Consider the following 26,933-nt stretch of genomic DNA (forward strand, 5'->3'; position numbering starts at 1 on the left):
AGTGGAATGATAAGGTAGCCAGCGTAAAAGATCTCTGACGAGAAAACGTGCGGAAAGGGTGACGGAAGAGAGCGTGGCGGAGAGAGGGGGATTTGAACCCCCGGTAGAGTTGCCCCTACTCCGGTTTTCGAGACCGGTCCGTTCAGCCGCTCCGGCATCTCTCCGTTTTGATGTTGCCATCATGCCGGGTAATTTGGCATTTTAACAGACCATAACCGTTCAATTTTGTTCAAGTGACGAGTTTGCGAGCAAAGCGATGATTAAGTGGCCCTGGAAATCGAATGAATCCGCCCGAAGCGCGGCGCTGCCGTGGGAAGAGGCCCTGGCGATCCCCGTCCTGTCCACCTTATCGGATGAGGATAAATCGCGTCTGGTACAGCTTGCCATACGGTTCTTACAGCAAAAACGCCTGGTTCCATTGCAGGGTTTTGAGCTCGACGATCGCAAAAGCACCCGCATAGCGCTGCTCTTTTGCCTGCCGGTACTGCAGCTGGGGATCGAGTGGCTGGACGGTTTTCATGAAGTTCTTATCTATCCGGCACCTTTTGTAGTGGATGACGAATGGGAGGATGAGATCGGGCTGGTGCACAATCAGCGGATGGTGCAGTCCGGTCAGAGCTGGCAGCAAGGGCCGATTATCCTCAACTGGCTGGATATTCAGGACTCGTTCGATGCCTCAGGTTTCAACCTCATCATTCACGAAGTGGCCCACAAACTGGATACCCGTAACGGCGATCGCGCCAGCGGCGTTCCCTTTATTCCCCTGCGTGAAGTGGCAGGCTGGGAACACGATCTGCACGCCGCCATGAACAATATTCAGGATGAGATCGATCTGGTGGGCGAAAGCGCGGCCAGTATCGACGCCTATGCTGCCACCGATCCCGCCGAATGCTTTGCGGTATTGTCGGAATATTTCTTCAGTGCACCCGAACTTTTCGCTCCGCGCTTCCCGGCCCTGTGGCAGCGTTTTTGCCACTTTTACCAGCAGGACCCGCTACAGCGTTTACGTGAAAATGAAGGACCTGGCGAAGATTCCGCCGCGCAAGTACACTAAAACAGCAGCCTGTGTCATAATTAATCAATTGAATCAGTGCGTTGAATTTAGTGTTGACACAAAATAGCGAGGCCATTAATATGCGCCTCGTTCACACGATTCCTCTGTAGTTCAGTCGGTAGAACGGCGGACTGTTAATCCGTATGTCACTGGTTCGAGTCCAGTCAGAGGAGCCAAATTTAAGAAGCCCGCTTAAGGAAACTTAAGCGGGCTTTTTGCTATTTCTCACCGTTAAAACCCCGCATCGCAGGGTTAATCTGGCTATATCTGGTAGTCAATCGCCACCTCTTCCGGCTCCATAACCTGACGCTTGATCTCCTCTACCGACAGTCCGGCGTTGCAGAGTTCGATAAAGCGCCAGACATAGTTGCGCTGCAACTGCCCTCGCTTAAGGCCGAGCCACACGGTGTTGGCATCGAAAAGATGACGGGTATCAAGACGCACCAGGCTCCCCTGCTCGTGCTCGCCGCCGGACTGTTCCGCCACCAGCCCGATACCCAGCCCGAGCTCGACGTAGGTTTTAATCACGTCGGAGTCCTGGGCGCTGAGCACCACATCCGGCGTCAGCCCTTTGCGGTTGAAGGCCTCATCAATGCGTGACCGCCCGGTGATACCTTGCCGATAGGTGATTAAGGGCCATTTTGCGATAGCCTCGAGCGTCAACGGAGAGACCTGCGTCAGCGGATGGTCTGGGGGCAGCAGCAGGCTGTGATGCCAGCGAAACCACGGGAACGCCGCCAGCAGCGGATCGTTGCTTAAGCGCTCGCTGGCAATGCCAATATCCGCCCCACCGTTTTGCAACAGCATCTCTATCTCCTGGGGCGTACCCTGGATGAGCTCCAGGCGCACATCCGGGAACAGCTCCCGAAAGGCCTTGATCACCGGGGGCAGGCTGTAGCGGGCCTGAGTATGGGTGGTCGCGATAGTTAACACGCCGGTGGCGTCGTTGGTAAAGAGATCTGCCAGACGGCGCACGTTGCTGGCTTCATTGAGAATACGTTCGGCGATGGTCAACAGTGCTTTGCCGGGCTCGGTCATTCCCAGCAGACGTTTGCCGCGACGAATGAAGATCTCAATGCCCAGCTCCTCTTCCAGCTCGCGGATATGGCGACTGACGCCCGACTGAGAGGTATAGAGCATGTTGGCGACCTCGGTCAGGTTGTAATCCCGACGGGCCGCCTCACGGATAATTTTAAGCTGCTGGAAATTCACGGTTCACTCCGGCGAAACTGACATGACGCTATTGTTAAAGTGCGTCCGCCGTGTAAACAAATAATAAAAATCCGCAACTTATGCTTTTATGGAATATTAGCTGACCAGCTGCAGCTCGCGGTTCTCCAGCGACGGGCGGCTCACCAGCGACATCAGGATCTCTTTCACCGCCTGCGCCTGCGGTGACAGCGAGCCGCGGGCCGAGACGTTAAGCGATAACGGCAGGCTCATGGACGGCGAGCTAATTCTCGCCATCCAGCCGTTAGCGGCACTGGAGAGCGATCGCGCAGCCGATTCAGGCAGCACCGTCACCCCCATTCCGCTGGCAATGGCAGCGGTCAGGGTAGAGATGGAGTCGATCTCGCCAATGATTTTCGCCGTCAGACGGCGCAGCGAGAAGGCTTCATCGACGCGCAAACGCACGGCGCTATAATCACGCGGTAAGAACAGATTCATCTCGGCCACCGCCGTTAAATCGACGCTCTGACCCGGGCAATCCCGCGTCCCTACCAGATAGAGATCTTCTTTTAGTACTGGCTGGCTGGTGATCCCCGCCACGGGGGAGCGATCGTAAAGCACCGCCATATCCAGCTGTCCGCTGAGTAATTTGTCGTTCAGCGCCGCGCCGCTGTTTTCATGCAGGTAGACCAGTACCTCCGGCAGCTCTGCGCGCACCGCCTGCAATAACGGCATAGTCACAGACGAGGCCGCCGTACCCGGTGCCAGGCCAATCGAAACCTGGCCGGTCAGCGTCTGCCCGACATTGCCCACCGCCAGCTGCGCCTGTTCACACTGGCGCAAAATAGTGCGTGCATGGGTATAAAGGATCTTGCCTGCTTCGGTCGGGGTCACGCCGCGTTTCGTGCGGATCAAGAGTTGCTGATCGAGTTCACCTTCCAGAGTGGCCACCTGCTGGCTCAGTGCCGGCTGCGCGATATGTAACACTTCAGCGGCCTGGGTCAGGCTGCCGATATCGACGATTTTTACGAAGTATTTCAGTCGTCTTAAGTTCATGTTGCCCCCTGTACGAAATGCGTTGCCGGTTCCGGCGCGAATGTACAGAGGGTTTTGCAAGATGCTTGCCAGTTTTTAAAAGAGGTCCGATATGTCCGCTAAGCGGCTGAAAATAAGGAAATCCAATCACTGTCGTCGCATTTTAAAGTGAAACAGCGGTTTATGATCTGCCCCATTCGGGGTATATCCGCACCAAAAACGTGCAATCCGCTGGGGAAAGCATCACTTTGCTGATTTTGTCAGCAAACGCGTCAAACAGAGGAGATCACCCTTTGACAACGGCGACCCACGTCGATAATATGCGCCCCGTTCACACGATTCCTCTGTAGTTCAGTCGGTAGAACGGCGGACTGTTAATCCGTATGTCACTGGTTCGAGTCCAGTCAGAGGAGCCAAATTTAAGAAGCCTGCTTAAGGAAACTTATGCGGGCTTTTTGTTTTTGTGCACGGGTGCCGACAGCGTCGGCACCACCGGGTTTACTGGTATTCGAAAGAGGCCACGATGGCTGAAGAAACGTCCCCTGGCATAACGGTTCCCGCTTTCGAATAAACGCGCGCCTGAAGTTTGAAAGTGGTACTCCCCCCTTCCACAGCACCGATTAATGAGCTGTTATTGCTCAAAATGGTTCCCGTGGTTTGCTGAGATAACTCAACGGCAGTATTGGCTGCAGGTTGCGCCGCGTTGTTTGCCCATCGCGTGGCATCTGTCTGGTCAGGGGTACCCGTAAAAGTCACTTTTACATTAGTGGTGCTGGCCGGGCAGTCGGTCACAGGTAAATCAAACATGGTTATGGGTGACCCCGAACCTGCCGCCTCTAAGGACGTGGCCGCGATGGATTGTCCCAAGTCCACGTTCAATGTACTGGAGCCACCATTAAGTGTTTTACAGGGAGTAGCAATCACTTTTCCTGTGACATTGATACCCACCGTATCTGCCGCGTAAATATTGCCAGCAAAAAGAACAGCGGAAATGGATGCGGTCAAATAGCATAAACATTTTTTCATTTTAGCCCACCTTGGCATGATATTAAGATATGACAAACGTCATTGATATGTCAGTGTCAGCGTAGCAGTTGAATTCGCTTCACCGACAGTGACATGATTTTTTGTCTGATAATAACGGGCAGTAACAGGAAATAACTCTTTCCCGCCGCTGGATGTTTTTAACGCCAGCCTGCTGTTAATAATAAGAGGTTTACCATCATATAATAACTGCACCCCAACGCCTTGCGCGGTATTAGCGCCACCTTGATTATTTAATGCCATTACACTGGGATCGCTGACATCCGGGTTTTGCTGTCCGTTCAACGTGACATAGATATTGGCAGCTCGATCGCAATCCAGGCCAAGATTCTGCGTGCTGGTTTTTCCAGGGGTAAAGCCTGGCGTTGTGCCAAAATCCGCTTTTGAAACATTGCCTATCGGAAACGTTAAATTAGGTGTAGTGATCGAACAGGCCACCTGGGTAATGCCTCCCCCGTTCAAATGAACAATAACGGGTGTGATTCCTGATACCGACCAGGTGCCAAGTTGTCCGATAGTGAATGCACCGGACTGAATAACGCCCGTTTTATACAATGTATAGCTAATCGGGGGGAGGTTCACTGAACCTGAAACTGTATTATCGGTGGAGGGCGGGTTGTCCAGATATGCCCACGAAAAGTTTACTTCAATAGCCACACCGGGAATATTGGTCGCATAGGCATGGGTAATCGATGTCGCTACGCCACCCAGATAAGTCATTTTATAATAGTTAGTATTTGTGTCACCCTTGCATTCCAGCAGTTTCTGGCCTACTCCGGTCGAACTTGAATAGATTACGGAGCCAACGGGTACATCTCTTTGCACTATCACGTTATTGGGCGAAAAGCTCAGGATTTGTTGTCCCTGGCCCTCAGCAAATACACAATCGGCAAACACATCAAAGCTGGAAAACCAGCATACCATTATGAGTAATACGCCAGGGATCTTAGCGCCCATAATTTTATTTGCATATTTCATTGCTTAATACCACTCCGGAATTAATTGCAGATTCATGAAGCACATAATTAACGCGGCATTGTTCATCCGCTGCCTGGCCCCAGCGTGCAATGAGCTCTCCGCTGTTTTCGAGTCCGGTGAGGTAAACCTGGCCCTGATCCCCAACAATAAATCCGCGAGAATTTTTGTCTCGGGCAAGGGTCACCGTAGTTCCGAAGGGAACGGGCAGCCCATTTCCCCGTGTCAGGGTCATTAATACACGGATCCCCACGTTAGCGATATATTTCGCGCTGACCACCGCACCGCGAGTAGGAATAACGGTCTGAGTCGTTAATTGCAGTTCAACATCATCAGGTAGCGTTTCCGTCTCCAGGCTCAGGCTATTTTTGCGATATGGCGAGACATTGCTGGCGACAGTATAACCGCGAAAATCCGTTCTCACGCCGGTCTGGCCAGAGACGCCCACGCCCGACGCGCCCGGGGCTTTAATCAACGCGATGGTTTCGCCAAAAGGCTGAGCCAGCGTCATCCCGTTGGCATGAACCAAAATCCCCCCATTCAGGCCGTAGTTGACGCGCTGCATATTTTCGTCAGTGCTATAACCGCCGGTCACTTCGCCGTAGGTTCCGTGATAGTCAGCGCTAAGATTACCGGTACGACCTGCTGCGTTGTTGCTATACCCTCGCTGCATACTCCAGTCCAGGGCGTTTTCTTCCAGCGCCGTGCCACTCAGACTCACCGTCTGGGTTGTGTTTCCTTTTTTACTGGTATTCAGACTGTAGCTGGCCCAGGTATGACTCAGGAAACGATCCAACGGAATGCTGATATTTAATGCCAGGATCCGATCTTTATCGTACGTTTTCCCCCCGCCGCTGCCCGCTGCGCTCGCATTATTGCTGTAGCTATAACTCAGCCCCCAGGTAATGCCGTTCCATGCGTTGTTATAGCTGACGCTGTATGAGCTCATCGTCTTGTCAGCATTCCAGTAATCCTCACGGATTGCGCTGCCGGTGAGGGAGCCGAAGGCGGGCCCCAGCGTCTGACTTAACGTCATTTCAGCACGGTTACGCCGACGATCCTGCAACGAATCACTCTCGCCGTCGGCATCCAGCACCTCCTGCATTGCGTAATAGCCTGCCGTAGAGTAGCGATAGCTGGTCGCCGAAAAATTTGTTCCGGTATCGGTGAAATTTTTACTGAAGCGTACGCGCCAGGCTTGCCCGCTTGATTTGCTCATCGAGGCAGGGTTCGACCACGCCTGGGTGACATCCACTGACAAGGCGCCAATCGTTCCCATATTTTTACCGATGCCAAGGGCCCAGGCGTGATATGGGCGAGATACCTGTATGCCGCCATAGAGTGTTAAGCCCTGAGGCAGACCATAAATGGCGGTGCCCTGCATCAGCGGACGCTTTTCAACCTCGCTGTCACTGGGACGATACTGACCGCCCGTCAGGCTGTACTTCAACCGCCCCTCTCGCTGCAGAACAGGCACAGAGGCATAGGGCACCACAAAATCATGTTCGCTGCCGTCCGCTTCTTTAACGGAAACCGTTAAATCACCGGCGCCACCGGTGGGATACATATCGGTAATTTCAAATGCGCCCGGGGCAACATAACTCTGATAAATGATGTAGCCATCCTGGCGGATAACTACCTGGGCATTCGTGCGCGCAATGCCGCGAACCACGGGCGCGTACCCTTTCTGACTGTCCGGCAGCATCTCATCATCAGAGGCCAGCTGACCGCCGCGAAAAGGGATACTGTCGAAAACGTCGGAAGGCGATGAACTGTCGCCGAGCGTCAGCTGGCTTTTCAGGGGGATAATGTTGCGCTGGGCATAGGTGTAAACCGAATCCCACTGCGCTTTGCCGTCGTTATCCCGGCGCCAGGTTGTATAATTTCGCAGACGCCAGGGCCCCATATTGATACCCGGGCGCAGGTTGGCATACTCGCTATGGCTGTTATTCGTCGTGCTGTTTCTGCCCCAGGTATTATCGCCGCTGAGACTGTAATTCAGCAGCAAGGCGTTAATCCCCTCGTCCCACATTTCCGGCGCAACATAGCCGCGCGCCTGGGAAGTGAGTGCGGCCTGCGGAAAACTCAACAACAGTTTTTGCGCACCAAAGATAAAGTCGGCAGACGCCTGAGGAATGGCGGCGAGTTCTACGCATTCGCTTTCGGTATCGAGCCCGGGGAAGCGATCGGTTTTGACGCCATAACTTTGTAGCAAACCTGGCGACAGGCAAGGCTGCAGACGATTATCACCCCGGGTCGTGGCAACCGATCTGAATGCAATTTCGCGTGTATCCACCGTCTGACCGTTAACAACCACCTCAACGCGATATTTCCCTGGCACCTGCGCACCACGCGCAAAGGATGAGAGATCAACGCCTTTCATGGAGGGATTATCGACTTCCAGCAGTGCCGGATTAAAATACTCCTCTGCACAGGCGCTCTGCATCACACCGGGTAAAGCCAGTATAATTAATAAGGCGAGCCGGGTCGGTGGAAACCAGCAACATAATATCGTGCGCATAATGAGTTTTTATTAACCATCCCTTGGTTATCAACGCCTTAAATAGCGGCATGATGTGTCGCTCCGACACCACCATAGTCATTAATCAATTTAAATGTGACAGGCCCGGAACTGACCCCTGCCGGAAGTAAAAACGACGCCGATGCGCCTGGTGCGACAAAAGTCGGTTCAGGCACGTTTTTTCCCGCAACGGTAATTTCATTAAAATTCATATAATAATTACCCGGATTACGCACCGAAACGTGATTCGCAGAAATTTTCCAAATCAATTTTTCAGCAAAATCCTCAGGCACCTTTCCTTTTAATGACGAAGGGCGATAAATTAATTTGATGCGTGTTTTTACTGCAATCTGAAGCGAGTTCGCTTTTTTTTCCGCCGCAGGAATGGCCTTGATATTTAACCAGTACATCGATTCTTTATTGTCCGGTAAATTCCCGGCGCGGACGATCCTCATCACATTCTCCTGACCGCGATCCAGTCGGTACAGAGGAGGCGTAATAATAAAGGGGATCCTTCCGGTGCTATTATCCTGATTATCAAACCATGACTGAATAAGGTAAGGCACGGTATCGGGATTGGAAACGCTAATGGCTGCTTCCTTTTTTCCGCCGTCGTAAATCACTCGCGTTCCGCCTATATTAACGCCCGCATAGGCTGACGATGCGCCAGAGAGTGCCAGCAAAACGGTAAAAAGGATATTTCTGAAACGTTTCATAAAATCTGGGTTTTAAATAAGCTGGTAAATATTTCACCAGAGTATTTATCTTTTCATTTAAGCCAACAATGAAAACCCAGCGTAATTTTACTCTGACAGACGCTTTACCTGCATTAAAGTAAAAGCCCGCTTAAGGAGACTTAAGCGGGCTTTTATTCTTACGGCCAGGCTTACTGGCTGGACGTCATGACCAGCGGCGTGCTCTGTGCGCCGATACCGACATTCACCGGCATCCCCGACCGGCGCTCCAGCGCCCCGCTAGCCTTCACGGCATCCACATCCGCGCCGTTGAGCTGGGCGCGTAACCCTGCGGTCATCGGTAGCGGCACCTTATTTGTCGATTCAAACTCCGCACGATTACGGGACAGCGGCTCATGCACTTCGACCCAACGACTGCCGTCCGGCTCGGTGGTGACTTTAACCGGCTGATCGATAAGCTGCACGCGCGTCCCGACCGGAACATTATCGAAGAGGTATTTGATATCGTCGTTGCGCAGACGAATGCAGCCCTGGCTCACGCGCAGCCCGATCCCAAAGTTTGAATTGGTGCCATGAATTGCGTAAAGCCTGCCGATATAGAGCGCATACAGCCCCATCGGGTTGTCCGGCCCCGCAGGTACAAACGCGGGCAGAGTCTTGCCCTCTTTGGCGTAAGCCCGACGGGTGTTTGGGGTTGGCGTCCAGGTGGGCCCGTCCTGCTTGCGCTCGACGGCGGTTACCCAGTTACGCGGCGTCTCGCGCCCGGCTTCGCCGATACCGATGGGGAAGATCTCAACGGTGCTACCCCCTGGCGGGTAATAATAGAGGCGCATCTCCGCCACGTTGACCACAATCCCCTCACGCACGGTTGCGGGGAGGATGAGCTGTTGCGGCACTACCAGCTGTGTACCGGGTTGAGGCAAAAACGGATCAACGCCCGGGTTCGCCTCCAGCATATTACTGAGCCCCTGCCCGTACTGGGCCGCAAACGCCTCCAGCGGCAGTTTGTTGTCCTGCGGAACGGTGATCACCTGCGAGGCTCCCACCAGACGACTCCCTTCAGGCGGCAACGGATAACTCACCGCCAGCGCATGCTGACTGACCAATAAAGCAGCGATAAAGCCCAACTTCATTATACGACGCATTATTCCCTTCCTCTGTCGCTCCGCGTATCTGACAAGCATAGCCCTGTTGCTGTGTTTATCGCCAGTTAACAAACCATCATTTCAATGAATATCACCCGTTTACCTCACGCGGGGATAAAATCGTTTTCACCCGTCCGCTGTCGCGGTAGTCTCATACCCGTCGCCGTTTCAGGGCGACCGCAACGTGAGCGATATTCTTTCTAATACCTATAAAAAATAACGTCAGACAGGATCACTATGGATACCACCCTCGCCTCCTCGTCCCCCGACGGGGCTATACCATCGCTGCATCGCGCGCGCCGCGCGGCCCTCGGCAGTTTTGCCGGTGCGGTAGTCGACTGGTACGATTTTTTGCTCTACGGCATTACCGCCGCGCTGGTTTTTAACCGTGAGTTTTTCCCGCAGATCGATCCGGCGATGGGCACCCTCGCCGCCTTTGCCACCTTTGGCGTCGGTTTTTTGTTCCGCCCGCTGGGCGGGGTGATTTTCGGCCATTTCGGCGACAAGCTGGGCCGCAAGCGAATGCTGATGCTGACGGTCTGGATGATGGGCATCGCCACAGCGCTGATTGGTCTCCTCCCCTCTTTTGCCGTTATTGGCTGGTGGGCACCGGTTCTGCTGGTGACCCTGCGGGCCGTGCAGGGTTTTGCCGTCGGCGGCGAATGGGGTGGCGCCGCGCTGCTGTCCGTTGAAAGCGCCCCGGCACGGAAAAAAGCCTTCTATAGCAGCGGCGTACAGGTGGGCTATGGCGTAGGTCTGTTGCTTTCTACCGGGCTGGTGTCGCTGATCAGCACGCTGACCACCGATAAACAGTTCCTGAGCTGGGGCTGGCGCATCCCGTTCCTTTTCAGCATTGTGCTGGTGCTGGGGGCACTGTGGGTGCGTAACAGGATGGATGAGTCTGCCGAGTTCGAGCAGCAGCGGCAACAACCCGCAGAGAAGCGTCGCCTGCCGGTGATGGACGCGCTGATCCGTCATCCGGCCGCGTTTTTGAAAATTATCGCCCTGCGCCTGTGCGAGCTGCTGACCATGTATATCGTCACGGCTTTTGCGCTGAGCTACTCCACCCAGAATCTCGGCCTGCCCCGGGAGCTGTTTTTGAATATCGGCCTGCTGGTGGGGGGCATCAGTTGTCTCACTATTCCCTGTTTTGCCTGGCTGGCGGACCGGTTTGGCCGCCGTCGGGTCTATATCACCGGGGCGTTAACGGGCGCATTGAGTACCTTCCCGTTCTTTATGGCCCTCGAAGCCCAGTCCGTTATCTGGATTGTGGTGTTTGCCATTTTGCTGGCGAATATCGCCCATGACATGGTGGTGTGTGTCCAGCAGCCGATGTTCACTGAGATGTTTGGCGCAAGTTACCGCTACAGTGGCGCCGGGGTTGGCTATCAGGTGGCGAGCGTAGTAGGCGGCGGTTTTACGCCGTTTATTGCCGCCGCGCTGGTGACCTTCTCCGGCGGTGACTGGCACAGCGTGGCGATCTACCTGCTGGCCGGGTGCCTGCTCTCCGCCGCCACCTGCCTGGTGATGAAACCGGCCGCTACCTGATCTCACTTTTGTTTCACATACAGGTGACATACTATCGGGTAACGCCGTACACCTGTGGAACAAGGAGACAGAGATGAATAATAAGGACTCCAGCCTGACCCCGGCTCAGGCACTGGACATGCTGGATGCGCTGTACGATCAGGCGGTTAACGCCCTGCGCAGCGCCATCAGCGACTATATCAAAGACGGAACGCTCCCCGATGCCGAGGCCAGAATGAATGGCCTCTTTGTTTATCCGTCACTCTCCGTGACCTGGGATGGCAGCGCCACCAATACGCCGAAGACCCGCGCCTATGCGCGATTCACTCACGCTGGCTGCTACTCCACCACGGTCACCCGTCCGACGCTGTTCCGCCCTTACCTGGAGGAGCAGCTGACGCTGCTGTATCAGGATTACGGTGCCCATATCACCGTGGAGCCCTCGCGCCATGAGATCCCCTACCCGTACGTTATCGATGGCTCAGAGCTGACCCTGGACCGCTCCATGAGCGCGGGCTTAACGCGCCATTTCCCGACCACCGAGCTTTCGCAGATCGGCGATGAGACCGCAGACGGGATCTACCATCCGGCGGAGTTTTCCCCGCTGTCGCACTTTGATGCCCGCCGGGTCGATTTTTCGCTGGCGCGCCTGCGACACTACACTGGCACCCCCGCCGAACACTTTCAGCCATTTGTGCTGTTCACCAACTACACCCGTTACGTGGATGAGTTTGTCCGCTGGGGCTGTAGCCAGATCCTCGATCCCAACAGCCCCTATATTGCTCTCTCCTGCGCGGGCGGGATCTGGATCACCGCCGAAACCGAAGCGCCGGAGCAGGCCATTTCTGACCTGGCGTGGAAAAAACACCAGATGCCCGCCTGGCACCTGGTCACCGCCGACGGTCAGGGCATCACCCTGATTAACATTGGCGTGGGCCCGTCGAACGCCAAAACCATCTGCGACCACCTCGCCGTGCTACGCCCGGACGTCTGGCTGATGATTGGTCACTGCGGCGGCCTGCGTGAGAGCCAGTTGATTGGCGATTACGTGCTCGCCCACGCCTATCTGCGTGACGACCATGTGCTGGATGCGGTGTTGCCGCCGGACATTCCGATCCCAAGCATCGCCGAAGTGCAGCGGGCGCTGTACGACGCCACCAAAGAGGTGAGCGGCATGCCGGGAGAAGAAGTTAAGCAACGGTTGCGCACCGGCACGGTTGTTACCACTGACGACCGTAACTGGGAGCTGCGCTACTCGGCCTCGGCGCTGCGCTTTAACCTGAGCCGCGCGGTGGCGATTGATATGGAGAGCGCCACCATCGCCGCTCAGGGTTACCGCTTCCGCGTACCCTACGGCACTCTGCTCTGCGTCTCCGACAAGCCGCTGCACGGGGAAATTAAACTTCCCGGCCAGGCAAACCGTTTTTACGAGGGGGCGATCTCCGAGCATCTGCAGATTGGCATTCGCGCTATCGATCTGCTGCGCGCCGAAGGGGATAAATTGCACTCGCGTAAACTGCGTACCTTTAACGAGCCGCCGTTCCGCTGATCATAAAAAAGGAAAGTTATGCAAACCACCTCACCCCTATCCACCCTGCGCCAGTGGCTGGAGACCCAGGCGCTGGATGGCATTATCGTCCCCCGCGCCGATGCCTTTCAGAGCGAATATTGCCACCCTCATGACGATATTCTCGCCTGGCTGACCGGCTTTGACGGCTCGGCGGGACACGCCCTGATCCTGCGCGATCGCGCCCTGCTGTTTGTTGATGGACGCTATCAGGTTCAGGCCCGGGAACAGGTTAATCTGGCCGAGATTGAGATCCTGCATCTGCACAACGATCCGCTGGCAGACTGGTTACAGCAGAACATGAAGCCCGGGGCGCGTATCGCCTTTGAAGCGATGCTGATGACCCATACCCAGTATGAAGCACTCAATGCCAGTCACTGTGAGCTTGTCGCCCTGAATGCATCGCCGTTTGATACCCTCTGGCAGGATCGTCCGGCCCCGCCTGCGGGTGCCATCCGCGAAATGCCGGTGGAGATCAGCGGTGAAAGCAGTACCGACAAGCGCCAGCGCGTTGCTGCCATTCTGGCAGAACAGCACGCCGATTATCTGGCCATCACCCAGCCGGATAACATCGCCTGGCTGTTGAACGTACGCGGCAGCGATATTCCGACGAGCCCGGTACCGAACTCGTTTGCCCTGCTGAGCCGCGACGGCGCGGTGACGTGGTTTGTCACGCCTGAAAAAACCCGCGCGCTTCCGCCCGCGCTGCTGGAGAGCCTGACGCTGGCGCCTGAATCCGATTTTCTGTCGCAAAGCCAGCAGCTGTGCGCCGGTAAGCGCGTGATGGTGGATGCCGATTCCGCCCCTGTCGCCCTGCGCTTTGCCGTAGAGCCGCAGGGGGAGATTCTCTGGCACGCTGACCCGATCACCGCGATAAAAGCGTACAAAAACCCGATTGAGCTGGCGGGCTACCGCGACAGCCACCATCAGGATGGCGTGGCATGGGTCAATTTCCTGGCCTGGCTGGCGCACGAGGTGCCGCGTCGCGAAGCCTCTGGTCAACCCATTACCGAGCTGGAAGCCCAGGCGCAGCAGCTTCTCTTCCGTCAGCAGCGACCGGGCTTTATCGAGCAGAGTTTTGCCACTATCTCCGCCTCTGGCAGCAATGCGGCGATGTGCCATTACCACGCCAGCGAGCAGACTAATGCGGCTATCACCCGCAATCATTTTTACCTCAATGATTCCGGCGGGCAGTATCACAACGGCACGACCGACGCCACGCGCACGCTGGCTTTCGGGCCGCTGAGCGACCAGTGCCGTCTGCATTACACCGCCGTGCTAAAAGGCTTTCTCTCGCTTATTTCCCTGCAATTCCCGTCCGGAACCTGCGGGCATCAGATCGATGCGTTCGCGCGGCGTGAGCTGTGGGGGCTGGGGCTCGATTTTGATCACGGCACCGGACATGGCGTGGGTCATCAGCTGCTGATCCATGAAAATCCGCAGCGTATCGCGAAGAAGGTTAACCCCTGGCCGCTGGTGGCGGGAAATATCATCACCATCGAGCCGGGCTATTACCTGGCCGATGCATATGGCATTCGCATTGAAAACCAGGTAGAGGTGGTGGAGAGCGTACCGGGCTTCTGCCGCTTTGCGTCGCTGACGCTGGTCCCCATCGACCTGAGTCAGGTGGATCTGCATCTGCTGAGCGAAAAAGAGATTAAATGGCTGGATGATTATCATCACCAGGTGCGTGAGGCACTCTCGCCGCACGTTAACAGTGAGGCGCGCCCATGGCTGATCGCGGCCACGGCGCCTGTTCGCGTACACGGTTAAAGCACAAAGACCAGAAACGGTAACCTTCGGGTTACCGTTTTCGGTTTACCGACCCATTTTCAGGGAAGCGGAAAGATGTTAATCACGCATATACTGGTACATTTCTGAAGCCGTCAGATTCCAGTGGCCTCCATCAAATAGTGGCATATAGCTGCCATCATCCACACCGAGTTCATCCGCGATCAGCTGATTTAATTTGTCGTTCATTTTTATGATCAGATCGCGATAGCGTTCCGGCTCTGTAGCCAGATTATGGTTTTCATCGGGATCGTTGACGATATCGAAGAGTTCAACATCGTTATTATCCAGCAATGCTTCCAGTGTCACTGGAGTATTATGCTGTTTCAGGGAGAAGTAGCGAGCAAATTTATACTGACCATCATTAATCATTCGGATAGCGGAGCGGTGCTTAAAATCAGGCGCTATTTTAGATATCTCTTTTTTGAACTCCTCATGGGGAAGCTTTTGGGCTGCAAGCGCTCTGAATTGTGCAGTATATTTCGCATCCATATATAAGATCATCCCATAGCAATAAAGTGAGCCAGAGCGAAGGGTATGTACACCTGCTCTTTCTGGCTGACTAAGCAGTACGCTCATATCGCGGCCTTTCCTGCCAGCCAGAACTTTACTGCGTTTTTCTATATCACATCCGGTCAGACCCACCAGCGTCGGCACTAAATCCAGATGGTTGGTTAAACTATTACAACGTTTGTTTCCCGGATAAGCGGGGTGGCGGATAATCATCGGGGTGTGAATCTGCTCTTTGTAAACTGATGAACCTTTGCCATGCATCTGATGTGCCCCGCCTAATTCCCCATGGTCTGCGGTAAAAACGATGATGGTCTTATCGGTCAGGAGCAGATTATCCAGTTCGTTGAGAATAGCCTCAAGATGCCGGTCATTGTCGCGAATACAGTTGAAATAATAATCCAGCAATTTGCGCCAGCGGCGATCTTCGTCTGGAAACTGCCCCTCCATGACGGCCCGGGCATTCTGATACTCTTTATGTGCGGCAGGTCTTCCGGGTTCGTCAAATGCCTGGTGGCGGTTGGCCGGAAGAGGATAATCAGGCCAGCTCTGCTGATAAATTTTATTATGCGGCGGCTGTGTCGGGAGCAATGTATGATTTTCTTTATCCATTGGGCCTTTCCATTGCACTTTTTCACCCGCTTCATCAGTATCGATAAACATCACATCATGTGGATTAACCAGATTAACGGCGGCAAACCAGGGTTTGTTCTCATCATTCAGCGGGCGCCCGGTATTACGTAACCAGCTTATCGTTTGCCCTGTGGTCACCGAGTCAAAGAAATAGCCGCCTTTACTTTTACCAATAAGATCGCCAATACCGTGATAGTCAGAAAAACCATACTCTTCCATAATCTGGTTCAGGCGAGGCGTTGGGATTTCTGCAATATCAATATCTTCTACCGATTTCCCAGCAACAGGCTGATCGATTTCCCGTGTTAAGTGCCATTTTCCTTTGTAAGCGGAGTAGTAGCCCAGTTCACGCATCATATGACCGACGGTGCGGAGCTCAGGATCAAGATCGTAATTCATCCATGGAAAGCCAAGGTTATCAAACATGCGGGTTTGCGGCATATGTAACCCGGTATACATCACTGACCGTGAAGGTGTACAAACGTTGGCCGTATTCTGGTGATTGGTAAAAGTCACCCCTGTTTTCATCAACCGCTCACGTCCAGGCACAGGAAAGGGATAACGATCGAAAAAACGTTCCTGATCGCAGGTTATCAATAAAATGTTATAGCCTTCAGGGAGGGTTTCCGGAATTTTACCTGTAAACGGCCTATCCCAGGCAGGTTTAGTTTCAGCACAGCTCTGCGCTGCATTTCCGGTTTCTGGCAACAGACTGGCAACAACGGCAATCCCCAGGCCTTTTAATAAATCACGACGATTTTCATTTATTATATTCTTTTCTTTCATTCTCCAGACTCCGTTAATTTTACTACCTGCGCCCGGATTTCCGGGGCAATTTTCATCACCAATGCGGGCGGCTGGTGATTTAATAGAAGCGTTCTCATGACGTTCATATAGGGTGTGATATGGCGGAAAAAAGCTAAATAGCCTTCGCAGAGGTAATTCTGTGCCTCGTTGCCCTCGGCGATAATACGGTGTTTAGGGCATCCGCCATGGCAGGCAAAGCGCCAGTGACAGTTCATACAGCGTGAGGAAAGCCGGGCCTTTTCTTGCCCAAACTGCCGTTGAAACGGCGAACTGGCCAGAACGGCCATTGAGTCCTGTTTAAGATTGCCCAGCTTATATTCCGGTGAGACAAAGTGATCGCAGCTGTAGACATCGCCATTTTTTTCAACCAGTAAGCTCTGTCCGCAGGTCGGTTGCATTGTACAAAGTGTTGCGGGCTGCCCTGTCCATACGCCAAGCAGGTTGTCAAAAAACTGGATAAACACCTCTCCGACATCCTGTTCCAGCCATTCATTGAAAATAGCGCACAGAAATTCCCCCCAGCCCTCTGGCGTCACTGACCAGGGAAACGCAGGTTCAACGAGAGGAATGAACTGAATATGGCGGAGGCCCAGTTTCCGGGTCAGAAAACGGTAGAGGGTCTGTCCCTGAGTCTCAGACTGATGGCTGACCACCACCATGGCATTAACCGGGACATCGTGCTGCTGAAGGCAGCGAATTGCCTGTACGACTTTTTTCCAGGAGGGCTTTCCCGCACGCGTTTTACGCCATGCGTCGTGAAGTGAAGCGGGCCCATCAATTGATAACCCCACCAGAAAATCGTTCTCTTTCAGAAAACGGGCCCACTTATCATCAAGCAGAATGCCGTTGGTTTGCAGGCTGTTGTGAATGGTTTTGTTACCACGGTAACGCTGTTGCAGCGCAACCACCTGTTCAAAGAACGCCAGCCCACATAATGTGGGTTCACCACCTTGCCAACAAAACTCCACGCTCATAGAGGGTGTCGACGCAATGGTATTCTGGATATAGGCTCCCAGCGTTTCGTCATCCATTACGGTACAGGCAGGACGGGACACATTATTTTTAAGATAGAAACAATAATCACATGCCAGATTACAAAGATTGCCCCCTGGTTTGGCGACGGTGTTAAAATTATTACTCATTACTGCTTATGCTCGTTGGTATTAATTGCAGTGATGATAAAATCATTTGTATTAATAAGATCGTTGCCATTGTTACTAATAGTTCTGTAATTATATTATTCTTGTTTTATCTTTATTTATGTCAGCTACAAAAGCGAAGATGTTATTATCCGTTATAATTGGTGTAATTTAATAACGCCTTAATCATCTGGAAATAGAAATTTCTGGGTCGTGATGACTGTTTCTTTAAGGTGATCTATCAGGAAGCTATAAAAGCTTTCGAGGATTAAGCATTCGAAGAAAATATCAGTAAGGGTTGGAACTGACTGCGCGGGTGCTTGCCGGATGTGAAGGATTTATCTACGAGGCTGAGCTTGCGAATAGCGGTATCAGTGAAGGAGACCATGGGGGATCAGAAACGGCCAACGGAGCGTGAAGTTCCCGACCAGGCCGCAAAAGCGACAGAGATCAAAAAACCCGGCCATCTTACTCAGATGGCCGGGTTAATCTGGCTTTAAAGCATCCTAAGAGTCACTGCGCTCTCTTAAGATTAAAATTTGGCTCCTCTGACTGGACTCGAACCAGTGACATACGGATTAACAGTCCGCCGTTCTACCGACTGAACTACAGAGGAATCGTGTGAACGGGGCGAATATTAACGATGCCACCTGGCGTTGTCAAAGGCAGAATGCAGATTTTGCATCGTTTGCCGATTTATTCCCCACTTTGCGCATTCACTATCCGTTCTGCGGGGATCGCCGCCACATTTTCACGCACAGGCCGCGGATATTTCCATAACCAGCGCCCGCTGACCATTCGCCAGTAGAACAGCGCGCCGCGAACCGTCCAGTCGAGGAACATCCCCAGCCAGACACCCACCACCCCCATACCCAGCATGATCCCCAGGGTGTAACCTGCTACTACGCGGCAGCCCCACATCCCGAGCATCGAAACCCACATGGCAAAACGGGCGTCCCGCGCCCCTTTAAGCCCGGCAGGCAGCACCCACGACGCCGCCCAGATGGGCATAAAGGCGGCATTCAGCCAGATTAAGATAACCACCACGTCTTTTACATCCTGCTCATGGGTGTAGAACGACGCCATCAGGCTGGCAAACGGCGCGGTGCCCCAGGCAATGGCCGTGAGCCCGATTGTCGAAAGCCAGAAGACATGGCGCAGCTGGCGCTCCGCCTGGCCTATCTGCCCTTTCCCGAGCCGTTTACCGGTAATAATGGTGGAGGCTGAACCCAGCGCGTTACCCGGCAGGTTGATCAACGCGGCAATGGAGAAGGCGATAAAGTTACCGGCAATCACGTCAGTACCCATTCCCGCCACGAACATCTGGGTCAACAGCTTGCCGCCGTTGAACAGCACCGACTCAATGCTGGCGGGGACGCCGATCCCCATCACTTCCCAGATAATGGCGAAGTTGAGCGGCTTGAAATAACTTTTGAGGCTGATGCGCAGTGACGGGTTAAAACCAACCGCCAGCACCACAATAATGGCGATGGCGCCAATGTAGCGGGAGATAGTCAGACCCAGACCGGCCCCGATAAAACCGAGCCCGTCCCAGGAAAAAAGCCCGTAAATCAGCACGCTACTGATTAGAATGTTGAGGATGTTCATCCCACCGTTTATCAACAGCGGAATTTTGGTGTTCCCTGCCCCACGCAGCGCCCCGCTGCCAATCAGCGCAATCGCCGCGGCCGGATAGCTGAGCACCGTCATTTCGAGATACGACAGCGCCAGAGCTTTTACTTCTCCGGTCGCTTCCCCAGCCACCACATCGATAATCTCTTCGCCAAAATAGTGGATCACCGCCGCCAGTACAATGGAGAACAGCGTCATGATCACCAGCGATTGCCTCGCAGCAGCCCTGGCCCGGCGCGGATCGCGCTTGCCCAGGCTAAAGGCCACCACCACCGTGGTACCGAGGTCTATCGCCGCGAAGAAGGAGATAATGACCATATTGAAGCTGTCGGCCAGCCCGACACCCGCCATCGCCTCTTTACCGAGCCAGCTGACCAGGAAAGTGCTAAGCACACCCATCAGCAGTACACAGGTATTTTCCAGAAAGATAGGCACGGCAAGGGGGGTGATTTCGCGCCAGAAGAGAACTTTGTAGCTCTTGCGTTTGCTATACCAGCGCGTGCGCATCACGGCCTGGCGTAAAGCGGAGGTGACGTTCAAAGTGGACCTTAAAGAGAAAGTTGAAACTACATTTCAAATAATGAGGGAGAAATGCAGATCCTGCAAAGTATTTCCCACAAAAATATGTAGGGAATTACGACAAACTGGTGACAGAATCGGCAGTTGGTCGAATCGGACTAAGATCAGGTTTGACAAAAGTTTTTTCGCCGCTAAGATAACGCTCCACAACGATTCCTCTGTAGTTCAGTCGGTAGAACGGCGGACTGTTAATCCGTATGTCACTGGTTCGAGTCCAGTCAGAGGAGCCACATTTAAAAAGCCTGCTTTCGAGCAGGCTTTTTGCTTTTCTGATGACGGTAGACCGGCGCCCAAAAAAAAGCCCCCCGACAGGTCGGAGGGCTTTGCTTTTTGGCGGTGATTACTCGCCTTTGGCTTCCGCGTGCTTCATCTCGCCCATAACTTTCAGTTTCTTGGAGATCTCGCGACGCTCTTTAGAGATCTCGGCGTTTTTGATGATGTAGTCGTCTACGCGGTCTTCGTAGTCGCTTTTCATGCTGGCAATGATGCCCTGGATTGCTTCAACGCTCATGCCTGGCTTGATGTAATCGCTCAGGTTGTCCAGCAGCAGAACACGCTTCTGGTTGTCACGGATCTTCTTCTCAACGTCCTGGATTTCACGTTGCAGTTTGTTCTTGCGGCGGAACAGGCGGACGAACTCCAGAACATCCTGGAACGAAGGCTTAGTTGTTTCCATTTTTACACCCCTGATAATGTGAGATTCGGATTCGTTTAAACAACCGCGATAGCATTAACCTTACTGACAGCGATTGCTGATGACAATAATTTTCCGTTGTCCCTATCATAACCTCAATTTCTGCTGAATCGAAGCAGCAGACAACACAACCCTGCATAGCCGCTTTTTATTTGCGCAATGCCCGGCAGATTAGATGCGACAATAATTCCAGCTGGCGAGCAAGTTCCATGCTCAACCATACATAGCCGTGTATGGGCGTTTCCGCCACGTTTTCATTGTGATGATCGTTGATCAGCTGACGCAGCTCGGCAACGATTTCGTTCAGCCGCTCGGTGTTCGCCAGTATGGGCTGCGGATTGCCTTCATAAAGCGCATGGGCAATGGTGAGCAGCGTTTGCTGTGTCATCTGCTGCGTCTCTTTTAAGGTCCGGGCATTCAGCATCACAAAATGGCTGGCCCGGGAGGACCAGTGGGCGTTGATCTGTAGCTCGAGCATGCAGACAAGATTGCGGCTCACGGTCTGGATCGCTTCAAAGATCGCTTTCTGGATATGGGTCTCTTTGCTGGCCGGGGTAATCAGACCGCGCATTTTGACCACATCGTTGAGGATGGTTTGCAGGTGTTTTTCCAGCCGTGGTCGTTCCACCAGGTTGGGGGAAAAGCCCGCCTGATAGACCCGGTTAAAGGCGGTGACGTAGTTCGCCATCTGAATACGCCAGTGCAAAAAGGCCCGCTGCGGCCAGATGCCAGTAAAGAGCATCGCCAGCAATGACCCCAGGATCACATCACCGCTTCGCCAAAGCGCAGTTTGCATATCCCCGGTCGGCGCACCAATCACCACCGCAAGGGTGATACCGATAAGCAGCGCCTGATAGGGTCGTTTGCCCAGTGCCAGCCAGCCGCAGAGAAACATGGCCGCCGCGCACCACAGCAGCATCAACGGCAGAGAGATAAGCTCCAGTTTCAGGGCAATTAACCCCATTGCCGAGCCCAGAATGGTGCCGCCAATGCGCTCATACGCGCGCGGAACGACGTTCCCCCAAAAGGAGATCGGCCCCATGATGACCACCAGGGTGATCAGCGGCCATGTCCCTTCCGGCACGGCCAGCAGACGCACCAGTAAAAAAGTGAGGATAAACGCCAGCGCGATACGGCATCCATGTACGATGCGGTAATGACGATACAGTCGAATTTCAAAAGGCGTTAGAGATTTGTCGGGGCGCACACGCTCTCCAGCTTTACGGCAAACCCTGATTGTACTGCGTTTTCTGCCGGAGTTGTGCTCCCCGGCAGAAAAACCCTGTTAAGTGTGGGCATTAAGGAACCGTTATGCCATGCGGCTCTGTACAGGAATAAACATCTCAATATCCCAGTAGCCGTCGACATTCCCATCATTCAGATAACGTTCAAAACAGGCTTTTGGCGCGATCTGGTAATCGACATCCTCAAGCAGACTGTCGAAAAACCGATTCCACGGCGTGGCGAAATCATGGTTCTCAACGCGGGCCGTCGCCACCGCGTAGTCGCCTGCCGCCACTTCGGTCAGGATCACCCCTTCACTGTTGGGAGGGATAACAAAATCGTCCGGCACGGTGACAACCGTGTCGCAGCGTAGTTTTTCGGCAGGCACTTCGTCAGGGTTATCATAATAGACCGCCACCCACTCCAGCGGCTGGATCTGACGCCCCTCTACCCACATCATCAGTTGTTCAAAACCCTGCTTAACGGTTTGCTCCCACGGGCCAACCATATGAAAACCGGCAATTTTGCGTTTATTCTGGTGCGTGATGCTGTAGTCCATGCTGCCTCCGATTGTTTACTGTATATACATACACTGTAATGCAGAAAAAAGCGGTTTAACAATAATGGCCTGTCTATTATGGGAGCAGGCTCGCACTGTCGCCAGCCTGCTCCTCCAGGCGCTACGCCTTATGGTGCAGATAGTCGCTCAGCCGCGAGAACATCCCGCCTTTACCCACATTCTCCAGCGTCACCAGCGGCCAGTGGGCTACCACTTTATCGCGATCGTACAGTTCGATCTCCCCGACCCGCTGATGGGCGGCAATCGGTGCTTCGAGCTCTTTCTTATCCAGGACATACTTCGCCTTGATGTTCGGCAGCTCCGCCTTTGGCAGTGCCAGCCAGAAGTCCCGATCGGTACCTAACGAGATACGCTCTTTATCGCCGTACCAGATGCGCTCGTTGCCCACCTGCTTACCGTTACGCAGGATCTGCACGGTATCGAAATTCTGCTGGCCCCAGTGGAGCAGTTTGCGCGCCTGATCCTCGCGGCCTTTTGGGCTTTCAGCCCCCATGACGACAGCAATCAGACGGCGCTCACCGTCAACAGCAGAGGCGATCAGGTTAAAGCCGGCGCCAGAGGTGTGTCCGGTTTTCAGGCCATCCACGCTGAGCGACTTGTCCCACAGCAGACCGTTCCGGTTCTGCTGGGTGATACCGTTCCAGGTCAGGCTCTTTTCACTGTACATATGGTAAAACGCCGGCTCGCCGTGGATGATGGCGCGGGAGAGCACCGCCAGATCGTAAGCGGAGCTGTGCTGGCCCGGCGCATCGAGACCATTTACCGTTTCAAAGTGGGTGTCGCGCAAATTCAGCTTTTTAACGTAATCATTCATCATATTGACGAACTGCGGCTGTCCGCCCGCCACGTAATCGGCCAGCGCCACGCAGGCGTCATTCCCGGAATCGACAATCAGTCCGCGGCTGAGGTCGCGCACGGAGACCCGTTCACCCGCTTTCAAAAACATTAGCGAGGAGCCGTTAAAAACCGGGTTCCCTTTGGCCCACGCGTCCTGGCCTACGGTCACCATATCGTCCGGCGTAATGCGATGGCTGTCGATCGCGCGGTCAACCACATAGCCGGTCATCAGCTTGGTCAGGCTGGCCGGATTGCGCTGCTGATGTTCGTTGCCCGCCGTTAAAATTTGTCCCGTCGTATAGTCCATCAGCACCCAGGAACCCGCCTGGATAGCTGGCGGCTGCGGCGCATAATTAATCGGGTCGGCAGCCAGCGCGGATGAAATGCTCAAAGTGAGTAAAGAAACAGCAATAAACAGACGGCGTTTCAACGGTATATCCTCAGGTCATTTAAAATCGTTGCCCTTTTTACGGAAGTTTCCCGCTGGATACCTGGAATAATTGCAAAAAAATGTGACAGCACGCATGTTTTTCCCGGATACCAGGTCGCAAATTTGCAGGTGGGCAGCGCTTTTTCTTCGGCGTGCCTGGCCGGATGGTTTACCATAGCAGTGTCACTCATTAACAGGATGGTATTACTGGTGTCTGACTCCGCCGCGCGCCCGACTTTTTTATTCCACGATTACGAAACCTTCGGCACCAGCCCTTCGCTGGATCGCCCTGCCCAGTTTGCTGCCATCCGCACCGATGCGGATTTCAACGTTATTGGCGAGCCGGAGGTATTCTATTGCAAACCGGCCGATGACTATTTACCCCAGCCGGGGGCGGTGATGGTGACCGGTATTACGCCGCAGGAGGCCCGCGAGAAAGGGGTGAATGAGGCGGAGTTTGCCCGTCGCATTCACGACCTGTTCACCGTGCCCAACACCTGCGTGGTGGGCTACAACAACGTACGCTTCGATGATGAAGTAACCCGCCATATTTTTTACCGTAACTTCTACGATCCCTACGCCTGGAGCTGGCAAAACCGTAATTCGCGCTGGGATCTGCTCGACGTGATGCGCGCCTGCTACGCCCTGCGTCCGGAGGGGATTAACTGGCCGGAAAACGACGACGGGCTGCCCAGCTTCCGTCTGGAGCATCTGACCCGCGCGAACGGCATTGAACACAGTAATGCCCATGATGCCATGGCGGATGTGTATGCCACCATTGCGATGGCGAAGCTGGTTAAGACCCGACAGCCGAAGCTGTTTGAATATCTGCTTAGCCATCGCAGCAAGCAAAAATTAACCACTCTGATTGATGTGCCGCAGATGAAACCGCTGATGCACATCTCCGGGATGTTTGGCGCCTGGCGAGGCAACACCAGCTGGGTCGCCCCGCTGGCCTGGCATCCGGACAACCGCAACGCGGTGATTATGGTGGATCTGGCTGGCGATATTACCCCGCTGCTGACGCTCGACAGCGACCAGCTTCGCGAGCGTTTGTATACGCCGAAAGAGGCGCTGGGTGACGATGCCGCCGTACCGGTGAAGCTGGTGCATATCAATAAGTGTCCGGTGCTGGCGCCAGCCAACACCCTGCGCCCGATCGATGCCGAGCGGTTGGGCATCGATCGTCAACGCTGCCTGGCTAACCTGAAGCTGCTGCGGGAAAACCCGCAGGTGCGGGAAAAAGCGGTGGCGATCTTCGCTGAAGCGGAACCATTTATTCCTTCTGAGAATGTCGATGCCCAGCTCTATAACGGCTTTTTCAGCGATGCGGACCGCAATGCCATGAACATCGTTTTGCAGACCGATCCCCGCAACCTGCCCGCACTGGACATTACCTTTGTGGATGAGCGTATCAGGAAGCTGATGTTTAACTACCGCGCGCGAAATTTCCCCGGCACGCTGGATGAGGCCGAGCAGGAGCGCTGGTTGCAGCATCGCCGTAACGTCTTTACGCCGGAGTATTTACAGGCTTATGCCCAGGAGCTGGAGATGCTCTACGGTGAGTACGAAGGCAATGCGGAGAAGCAGGCACTGCTGAAAGCGCTGTATCAGTATGCGCAGGAGATTGTGTGACCTGAGAAAGCAAAAAAGCCGGAGGCGATGTCTCCGGCTTTTTTTTGCCCGTCGGCACTACGCTGGCGCGGGCCTACGGGTTTTGTGGTCTATTAATCAGGCGACGTCTTCGTACTGCGGTACCGGGTTGCGGAAGCTTTTAGTCACACATGCCAGGTAAACCAGACCAATACCACCCCAGATCAGACCCAGAACCATGGAGCTCTCTTCCAGGTTGATCCACAGCGCACCCACGGTCAGCGCGCCACAGACCGGCAGGAGCAGATAGTTGAAGTGGTCTTTCAGCGTTTTGTTGCGCTTCTCACGGATCCAGAACTGCGAGATCACGGAGAGGTTAACAAAGGTAAAGGCAACCAGCGCACCGAAGTTAATCAGGGCGGTAGCGGTAACCAGGTCAAAGTTAATCGCCAGCAGCGCAATCGCACCGACCAGCAGCACGTTCCATGCTGGGGTACGCCATTTCGGATGAACATAACCGAAGAAGCGCGTCGGGAATACGCCGTCGCGGCCCATGACATACATCAGACGAGAAACGCCCGCGTGCGCCGCCATGCCGGATGCCAGTACGGTAACGCTGGAGAAGATCAGCACGCCCCACTGGAAGGTTTTACCCGCAACATAGAGCATGATTTCTGGCTGTGACGCGTCCGGATCTTTGAAGCGAGAGATATCCGGGAAGTAGAGCTGCAGGAAGTAAGACGCACCGATAAAGATGATGCCGCCCAGCAGCGCCGTCAGGAAGATAGCGCGCGGGATGACACGCTCTGCGTCTTTCGTCTCTTCAGACAGAGAAGAGATACCATCGAAGCCCAGGAACGAGAAGCAGAGGATTGTCGCACCGGTGATCATTGGCACAACATGCGCATCTTCAGACCAGAACGGACGTGAGCTTACCAGCGTACCCGCACCTTCACCGTGAGAAACGCCGTAAATGATCAGACCGACAATGACCGTCACAATCGCCATCTGCAGGATAACGATCAGGGTATTGAAGTTGGCAACGGTCTTGATGCTGCGCAGGTTAGAGATGGTCATAAAGGCCACCAGCGCCACAACGAAGATCCACGACGGCACGGAAGGCACCAGCGCTTCGAAGTAAATTTTTGCCAGCAGAATGTTGATCATCGGCATGAACAGGTAGTCCAGCAGTGATGACCAGCCCACCATAAAGCCAACAGCCGGGCTAATGGACTTCTGAGCATAGGTGTACGCAGAGCCTGCGGACGGGAAGCGGCGAACCAGCTTGCCGTAGCTCAGCGCAGTAAAGAGGATCGCGACCAGCGCAAAGGCATACGCCGTTGCAACGTGACCGTCAGTGAGGCCTGATACGATACCGAATGTATCAAACAGCGTCATCGGCTGCATATAGGCAAGGCCCATCATAACAACCGGAATCAACGTAAGCGTTTTACGTAATTCCACGCGAGAGGTTTTTGGAGTTGCGTTATGCGACATAGTTATTCTCCTTTACGGTGAATACCGCCACGTAAGCGAATGATTGCCCCATTTCTTTCTTCCTCAGCGACAACAACTGTCGGATTTTAGTAAATATCTATCCGGTACGAAGCCCGGCCTCTTGGATTTAAATGATTTTCTTACATGCAAAAAAAAATAACCGACGCCTTTTATATCGTCGATTATTTATATGTTTGCAGCGGCGCATTTTGCCCTGGTTTGAGGCGAAAAGGCAAGGGTGCGACGGCAATTTG

General features: G+C 54.0%; 21 protein-coding genes and 5 tRNA genes. 8 read left to right on the plus strand and 18 right to left on the minus strand.

Going from position 1 to position 26,933, the window contains the following annotated elements; genetic code table 11:
- Positions 1–74: 74 nt before the first annotated feature.
- Positions 75–164: transfer RNA gene (locus B3X29_RS16880), tRNA-Ser, on the minus strand.
- A 92-nt stretch (positions 165–256) separates the two neighbouring features.
- On the opposite strand from B3X29_RS16880, the gene mtfA reads away from it, so the two are divergent.
- Both mtfA and B3X29_RS16890 read left to right on the plus strand, forming a co-directional pair.
- On the plus strand, positions 257–1,054 hold the full coding sequence (gene mtfA, locus B3X29_RS16885; protein ID WP_103180168.1) for a DgsA anti-repressor MtfA: 798 nt from the start codon (positions 257–259) through the stop codon (positions 1,052–1,054).
- A gap of 100 nt (positions 1,055–1,154) precedes the next feature.
- A tRNA-Asn gene (locus tag B3X29_RS16890) sits at positions 1,155–1,230 on the plus strand.
- 85 nt (positions 1,231–1,315) lie between these two features.
- Here B3X29_RS16890 and cbl read toward each other — a convergent pair.
- Positions 1,316–2,266 carry an HTH-type transcriptional regulator Cbl gene (gene cbl / locus B3X29_RS16895; protein ID WP_103180169.1) on the minus strand — a complete coding sequence of 317 codons (951 nt, stop codon included), beginning with the start codon at positions 2,264–2,266 and terminating at the stop codon, positions 1,316–1,318.
- Between the two features lie 96 nt (positions 2,267–2,362).
- On the minus strand, positions 2,363–3,280 hold the full coding sequence (nac, locus tag B3X29_RS16900; protein WP_103180170.1) for a nitrogen assimilation transcriptional regulator NAC: 918 nt from the start codon (positions 3,278–3,280) through the stop codon (positions 2,363–2,365).
- 319 nt (positions 3,281–3,599) lie between these two features.
- Between nac and B3X29_RS16905 the strand changes: the two genes are divergently transcribed.
- A tRNA-Asn gene (locus B3X29_RS16905) sits at positions 3,600–3,675 on the plus strand.
- An 82-nt stretch (positions 3,676–3,757) separates the two neighbouring features.
- Here B3X29_RS16905 and B3X29_RS16910 read toward each other — a convergent pair.
- The 5 genes from B3X29_RS16910 to ldtA form a co-directional block, all read right to left on the minus strand.
- On the minus strand, positions 3,758–4,285 hold the full coding sequence (locus B3X29_RS16910; protein WP_158251033.1) for a fimbrial protein: 528 nt from the start codon (positions 4,283–4,285) through the stop codon (positions 3,758–3,760).
- Positions 4,286–4,324: 39 nt separating this feature from the next.
- Complete coding sequence (locus B3X29_RS16915; RefSeq protein ID WP_156654840.1) at positions 4,325–5,281, minus strand: fimbrial protein; 957 nt, start codon at positions 5,279–5,281, stop codon at positions 4,325–4,327.
- Entirely contained in the window at positions 5,265–7,724 is a 2,460-nt protein-coding gene (locus B3X29_RS16920; RefSeq protein WP_231736531.1) for a fimbria/pilus outer membrane usher protein, read from the minus strand. The genes B3X29_RS16915 and B3X29_RS16920 overlap by 17 nt, the downstream gene beginning before the upstream one ends.
- Before the next feature lie 113 nt (positions 7,725–7,837).
- Positions 7,838–8,515 carry a fimbrial biogenesis chaperone gene (locus B3X29_RS16925; protein ID WP_156654841.1) on the minus strand — a complete coding sequence of 226 codons (678 nt, stop codon included), beginning with the start codon at positions 8,513–8,515 and terminating at the stop codon, positions 7,838–7,840.
- 170 nt (positions 8,516–8,685) lie between these two features.
- Positions 8,686–9,642 (minus strand): L,D-transpeptidase, encoded by a 957-nt coding sequence (gene ldtA, locus B3X29_RS16930; protein ID WP_201304740.1) that lies wholly within the window; start codon positions 9,640–9,642, stop codon positions 8,686–8,688.
- A 234-nt stretch (positions 9,643–9,876) separates the two neighbouring features.
- Between ldtA and shiA the strand changes: the two genes are divergently transcribed.
- The 3 genes from shiA to B3X29_RS16945 all read left to right on the plus strand — a co-directional run bounded on the left by shiA (position 9,877) and on the right by B3X29_RS16945 (position 14,506).
- Positions 9,877–11,187, plus strand: a complete 1,311-nt coding sequence (shiA, locus tag B3X29_RS16935) for a shikimate transporter (protein WP_156654842.1) — start codon at positions 9,877–9,879, stop codon at positions 11,185–11,187.
- A gap of 73 nt (positions 11,188–11,260) precedes the next feature.
- Positions 11,261–12,715 carry an AMP nucleosidase gene (locus tag B3X29_RS16940; RefSeq protein WP_156654843.1) on the plus strand — a complete coding sequence of 485 codons (1,455 nt, stop codon included), beginning with the start codon at positions 11,261–11,263 and terminating at the stop codon, positions 12,713–12,715.
- A gap of 18 nt (positions 12,716–12,733) precedes the next feature.
- A complete protein-coding gene (locus B3X29_RS16945; RefSeq protein WP_156654844.1) occupies positions 12,734–14,506 on the plus strand; it encodes an aminopeptidase P family protein in 1,773 nt (590 codons plus the stop codon).
- A 78-nt stretch (positions 14,507–14,584) separates the two neighbouring features.
- On the opposite strand, the gene B3X29_RS16950 is transcribed toward B3X29_RS16945, so the two are convergent.
- The 4 genes from B3X29_RS16950 to B3X29_RS16965 all read right to left on the minus strand — a co-directional run bounded on the left by B3X29_RS16950 (position 14,585) and on the right by B3X29_RS16965 (position 19,785).
- Positions 14,585–16,453 carry a sulfatase-like hydrolase/transferase gene (locus B3X29_RS16950; protein WP_159339550.1) on the minus strand — a complete coding sequence of 623 codons (1,869 nt, stop codon included), beginning with the start codon at positions 16,451–16,453 and terminating at the stop codon, positions 14,585–14,587.
- Positions 16,450–17,616 carry an anaerobic sulfatase maturase gene (locus B3X29_RS16955; RefSeq protein ID WP_159339551.1) on the minus strand — a complete coding sequence of 389 codons (1,167 nt, stop codon included), beginning with the start codon at positions 17,614–17,616 and terminating at the stop codon, positions 16,450–16,452. The genes B3X29_RS16950 and B3X29_RS16955 overlap by 4 nt, the downstream gene beginning before the upstream one ends.
- A gap of 537 nt (positions 17,617–18,153) precedes the next feature.
- Positions 18,154–18,229, minus strand: a tRNA-Asn gene (locus B3X29_RS16960).
- Positions 18,230–18,309: 80 nt separating this feature from the next.
- Positions 18,310–19,785, minus strand: coding sequence for an EmmdR/YeeO family multidrug/toxin efflux MATE transporter (locus B3X29_RS16965; protein ID WP_114314540.1), 1,476 nt, complete (start codon positions 19,783–19,785; stop codon positions 18,310–18,312).
- A 193-nt stretch (positions 19,786–19,978) separates the two neighbouring features.
- Here B3X29_RS16965 and B3X29_RS16970 point away from each other — a divergent pair.
- A tRNA-Asn gene (locus B3X29_RS16970) sits at positions 19,979–20,054 on the plus strand.
- Positions 20,055–20,164: 110 nt separating this feature from the next.
- Here the strand turns inward: B3X29_RS16970 and B3X29_RS16975 are convergent.
- The 4 genes from B3X29_RS16975 to dacD all read right to left on the minus strand — a co-directional run bounded on the left by B3X29_RS16975 (position 20,165) and on the right by dacD (position 23,595).
- Positions 20,165–20,500, minus strand: coding sequence for a DUF496 family protein (locus B3X29_RS16975; protein ID WP_103180181.1), 336 nt, complete (start codon positions 20,498–20,500; stop codon positions 20,165–20,167).
- A gap of 166 nt (positions 20,501–20,666) precedes the next feature.
- Entirely contained in the window at positions 20,667–21,725 is a 1,059-nt protein-coding gene (locus B3X29_RS16980) for an FUSC family protein (protein ID WP_103180182.1), read from the minus strand.
- A gap of 102 nt (positions 21,726–21,827) precedes the next feature.
- Positions 21,828–22,301: a DNA gyrase inhibitor SbmC gene (gene sbmC, locus B3X29_RS16985; RefSeq protein WP_156654847.1), complete on the minus strand. Its 474-nt coding sequence runs from the start codon at positions 22,299–22,301 to the stop codon at positions 21,828–21,830.
- 121 nt (positions 22,302–22,422) lie between these two features.
- A complete protein-coding gene (dacD, locus tag B3X29_RS16990) occupies positions 22,423–23,595 on the minus strand; it encodes a serine-type D-Ala-D-Ala carboxypeptidase DacD (protein ID WP_159339662.1) in 1,173 nt (390 codons plus the stop codon).
- A 204-nt stretch (positions 23,596–23,799) separates the two neighbouring features.
- Between dacD and sbcB the strand changes: the two genes are divergently transcribed.
- Entirely contained in the window at positions 23,800–25,224 is a 1,425-nt protein-coding gene (gene sbcB, locus B3X29_RS16995) for an exodeoxyribonuclease I (protein ID WP_103181108.1), read from the plus strand.
- A gap of 96 nt (positions 25,225–25,320) precedes the next feature.
- Here sbcB and B3X29_RS17000 read toward each other — a convergent pair whose 3' ends face one another.
- Positions 25,321–26,679, minus strand: coding sequence for an APC family permease (locus tag B3X29_RS17000; RefSeq protein ID WP_201304732.1), 1,359 nt, complete (start codon positions 26,677–26,679; stop codon positions 25,321–25,323).
- A complete protein-coding gene (gene yoeI, locus B3X29_RS22610) occupies positions 26,669–26,731 on the minus strand; it encodes a membrane protein YoeI (RefSeq protein WP_138370007.1) in 63 nt (20 codons plus the stop codon). Before yoeI ends, B3X29_RS17000 begins: the two co-directional genes overlap by 11 nt.
- Positions 26,732–26,933: the final 202 nt, after the last annotated feature.

It is taken from the genome of Leclercia sp. UBA5076 (genome assembly GCF_002416465.1).
Taxonomy (GTDB): Bacteria; Pseudomonadota; Gammaproteobacteria; order Enterobacterales; family Enterobacteriaceae; genus Enterobacter.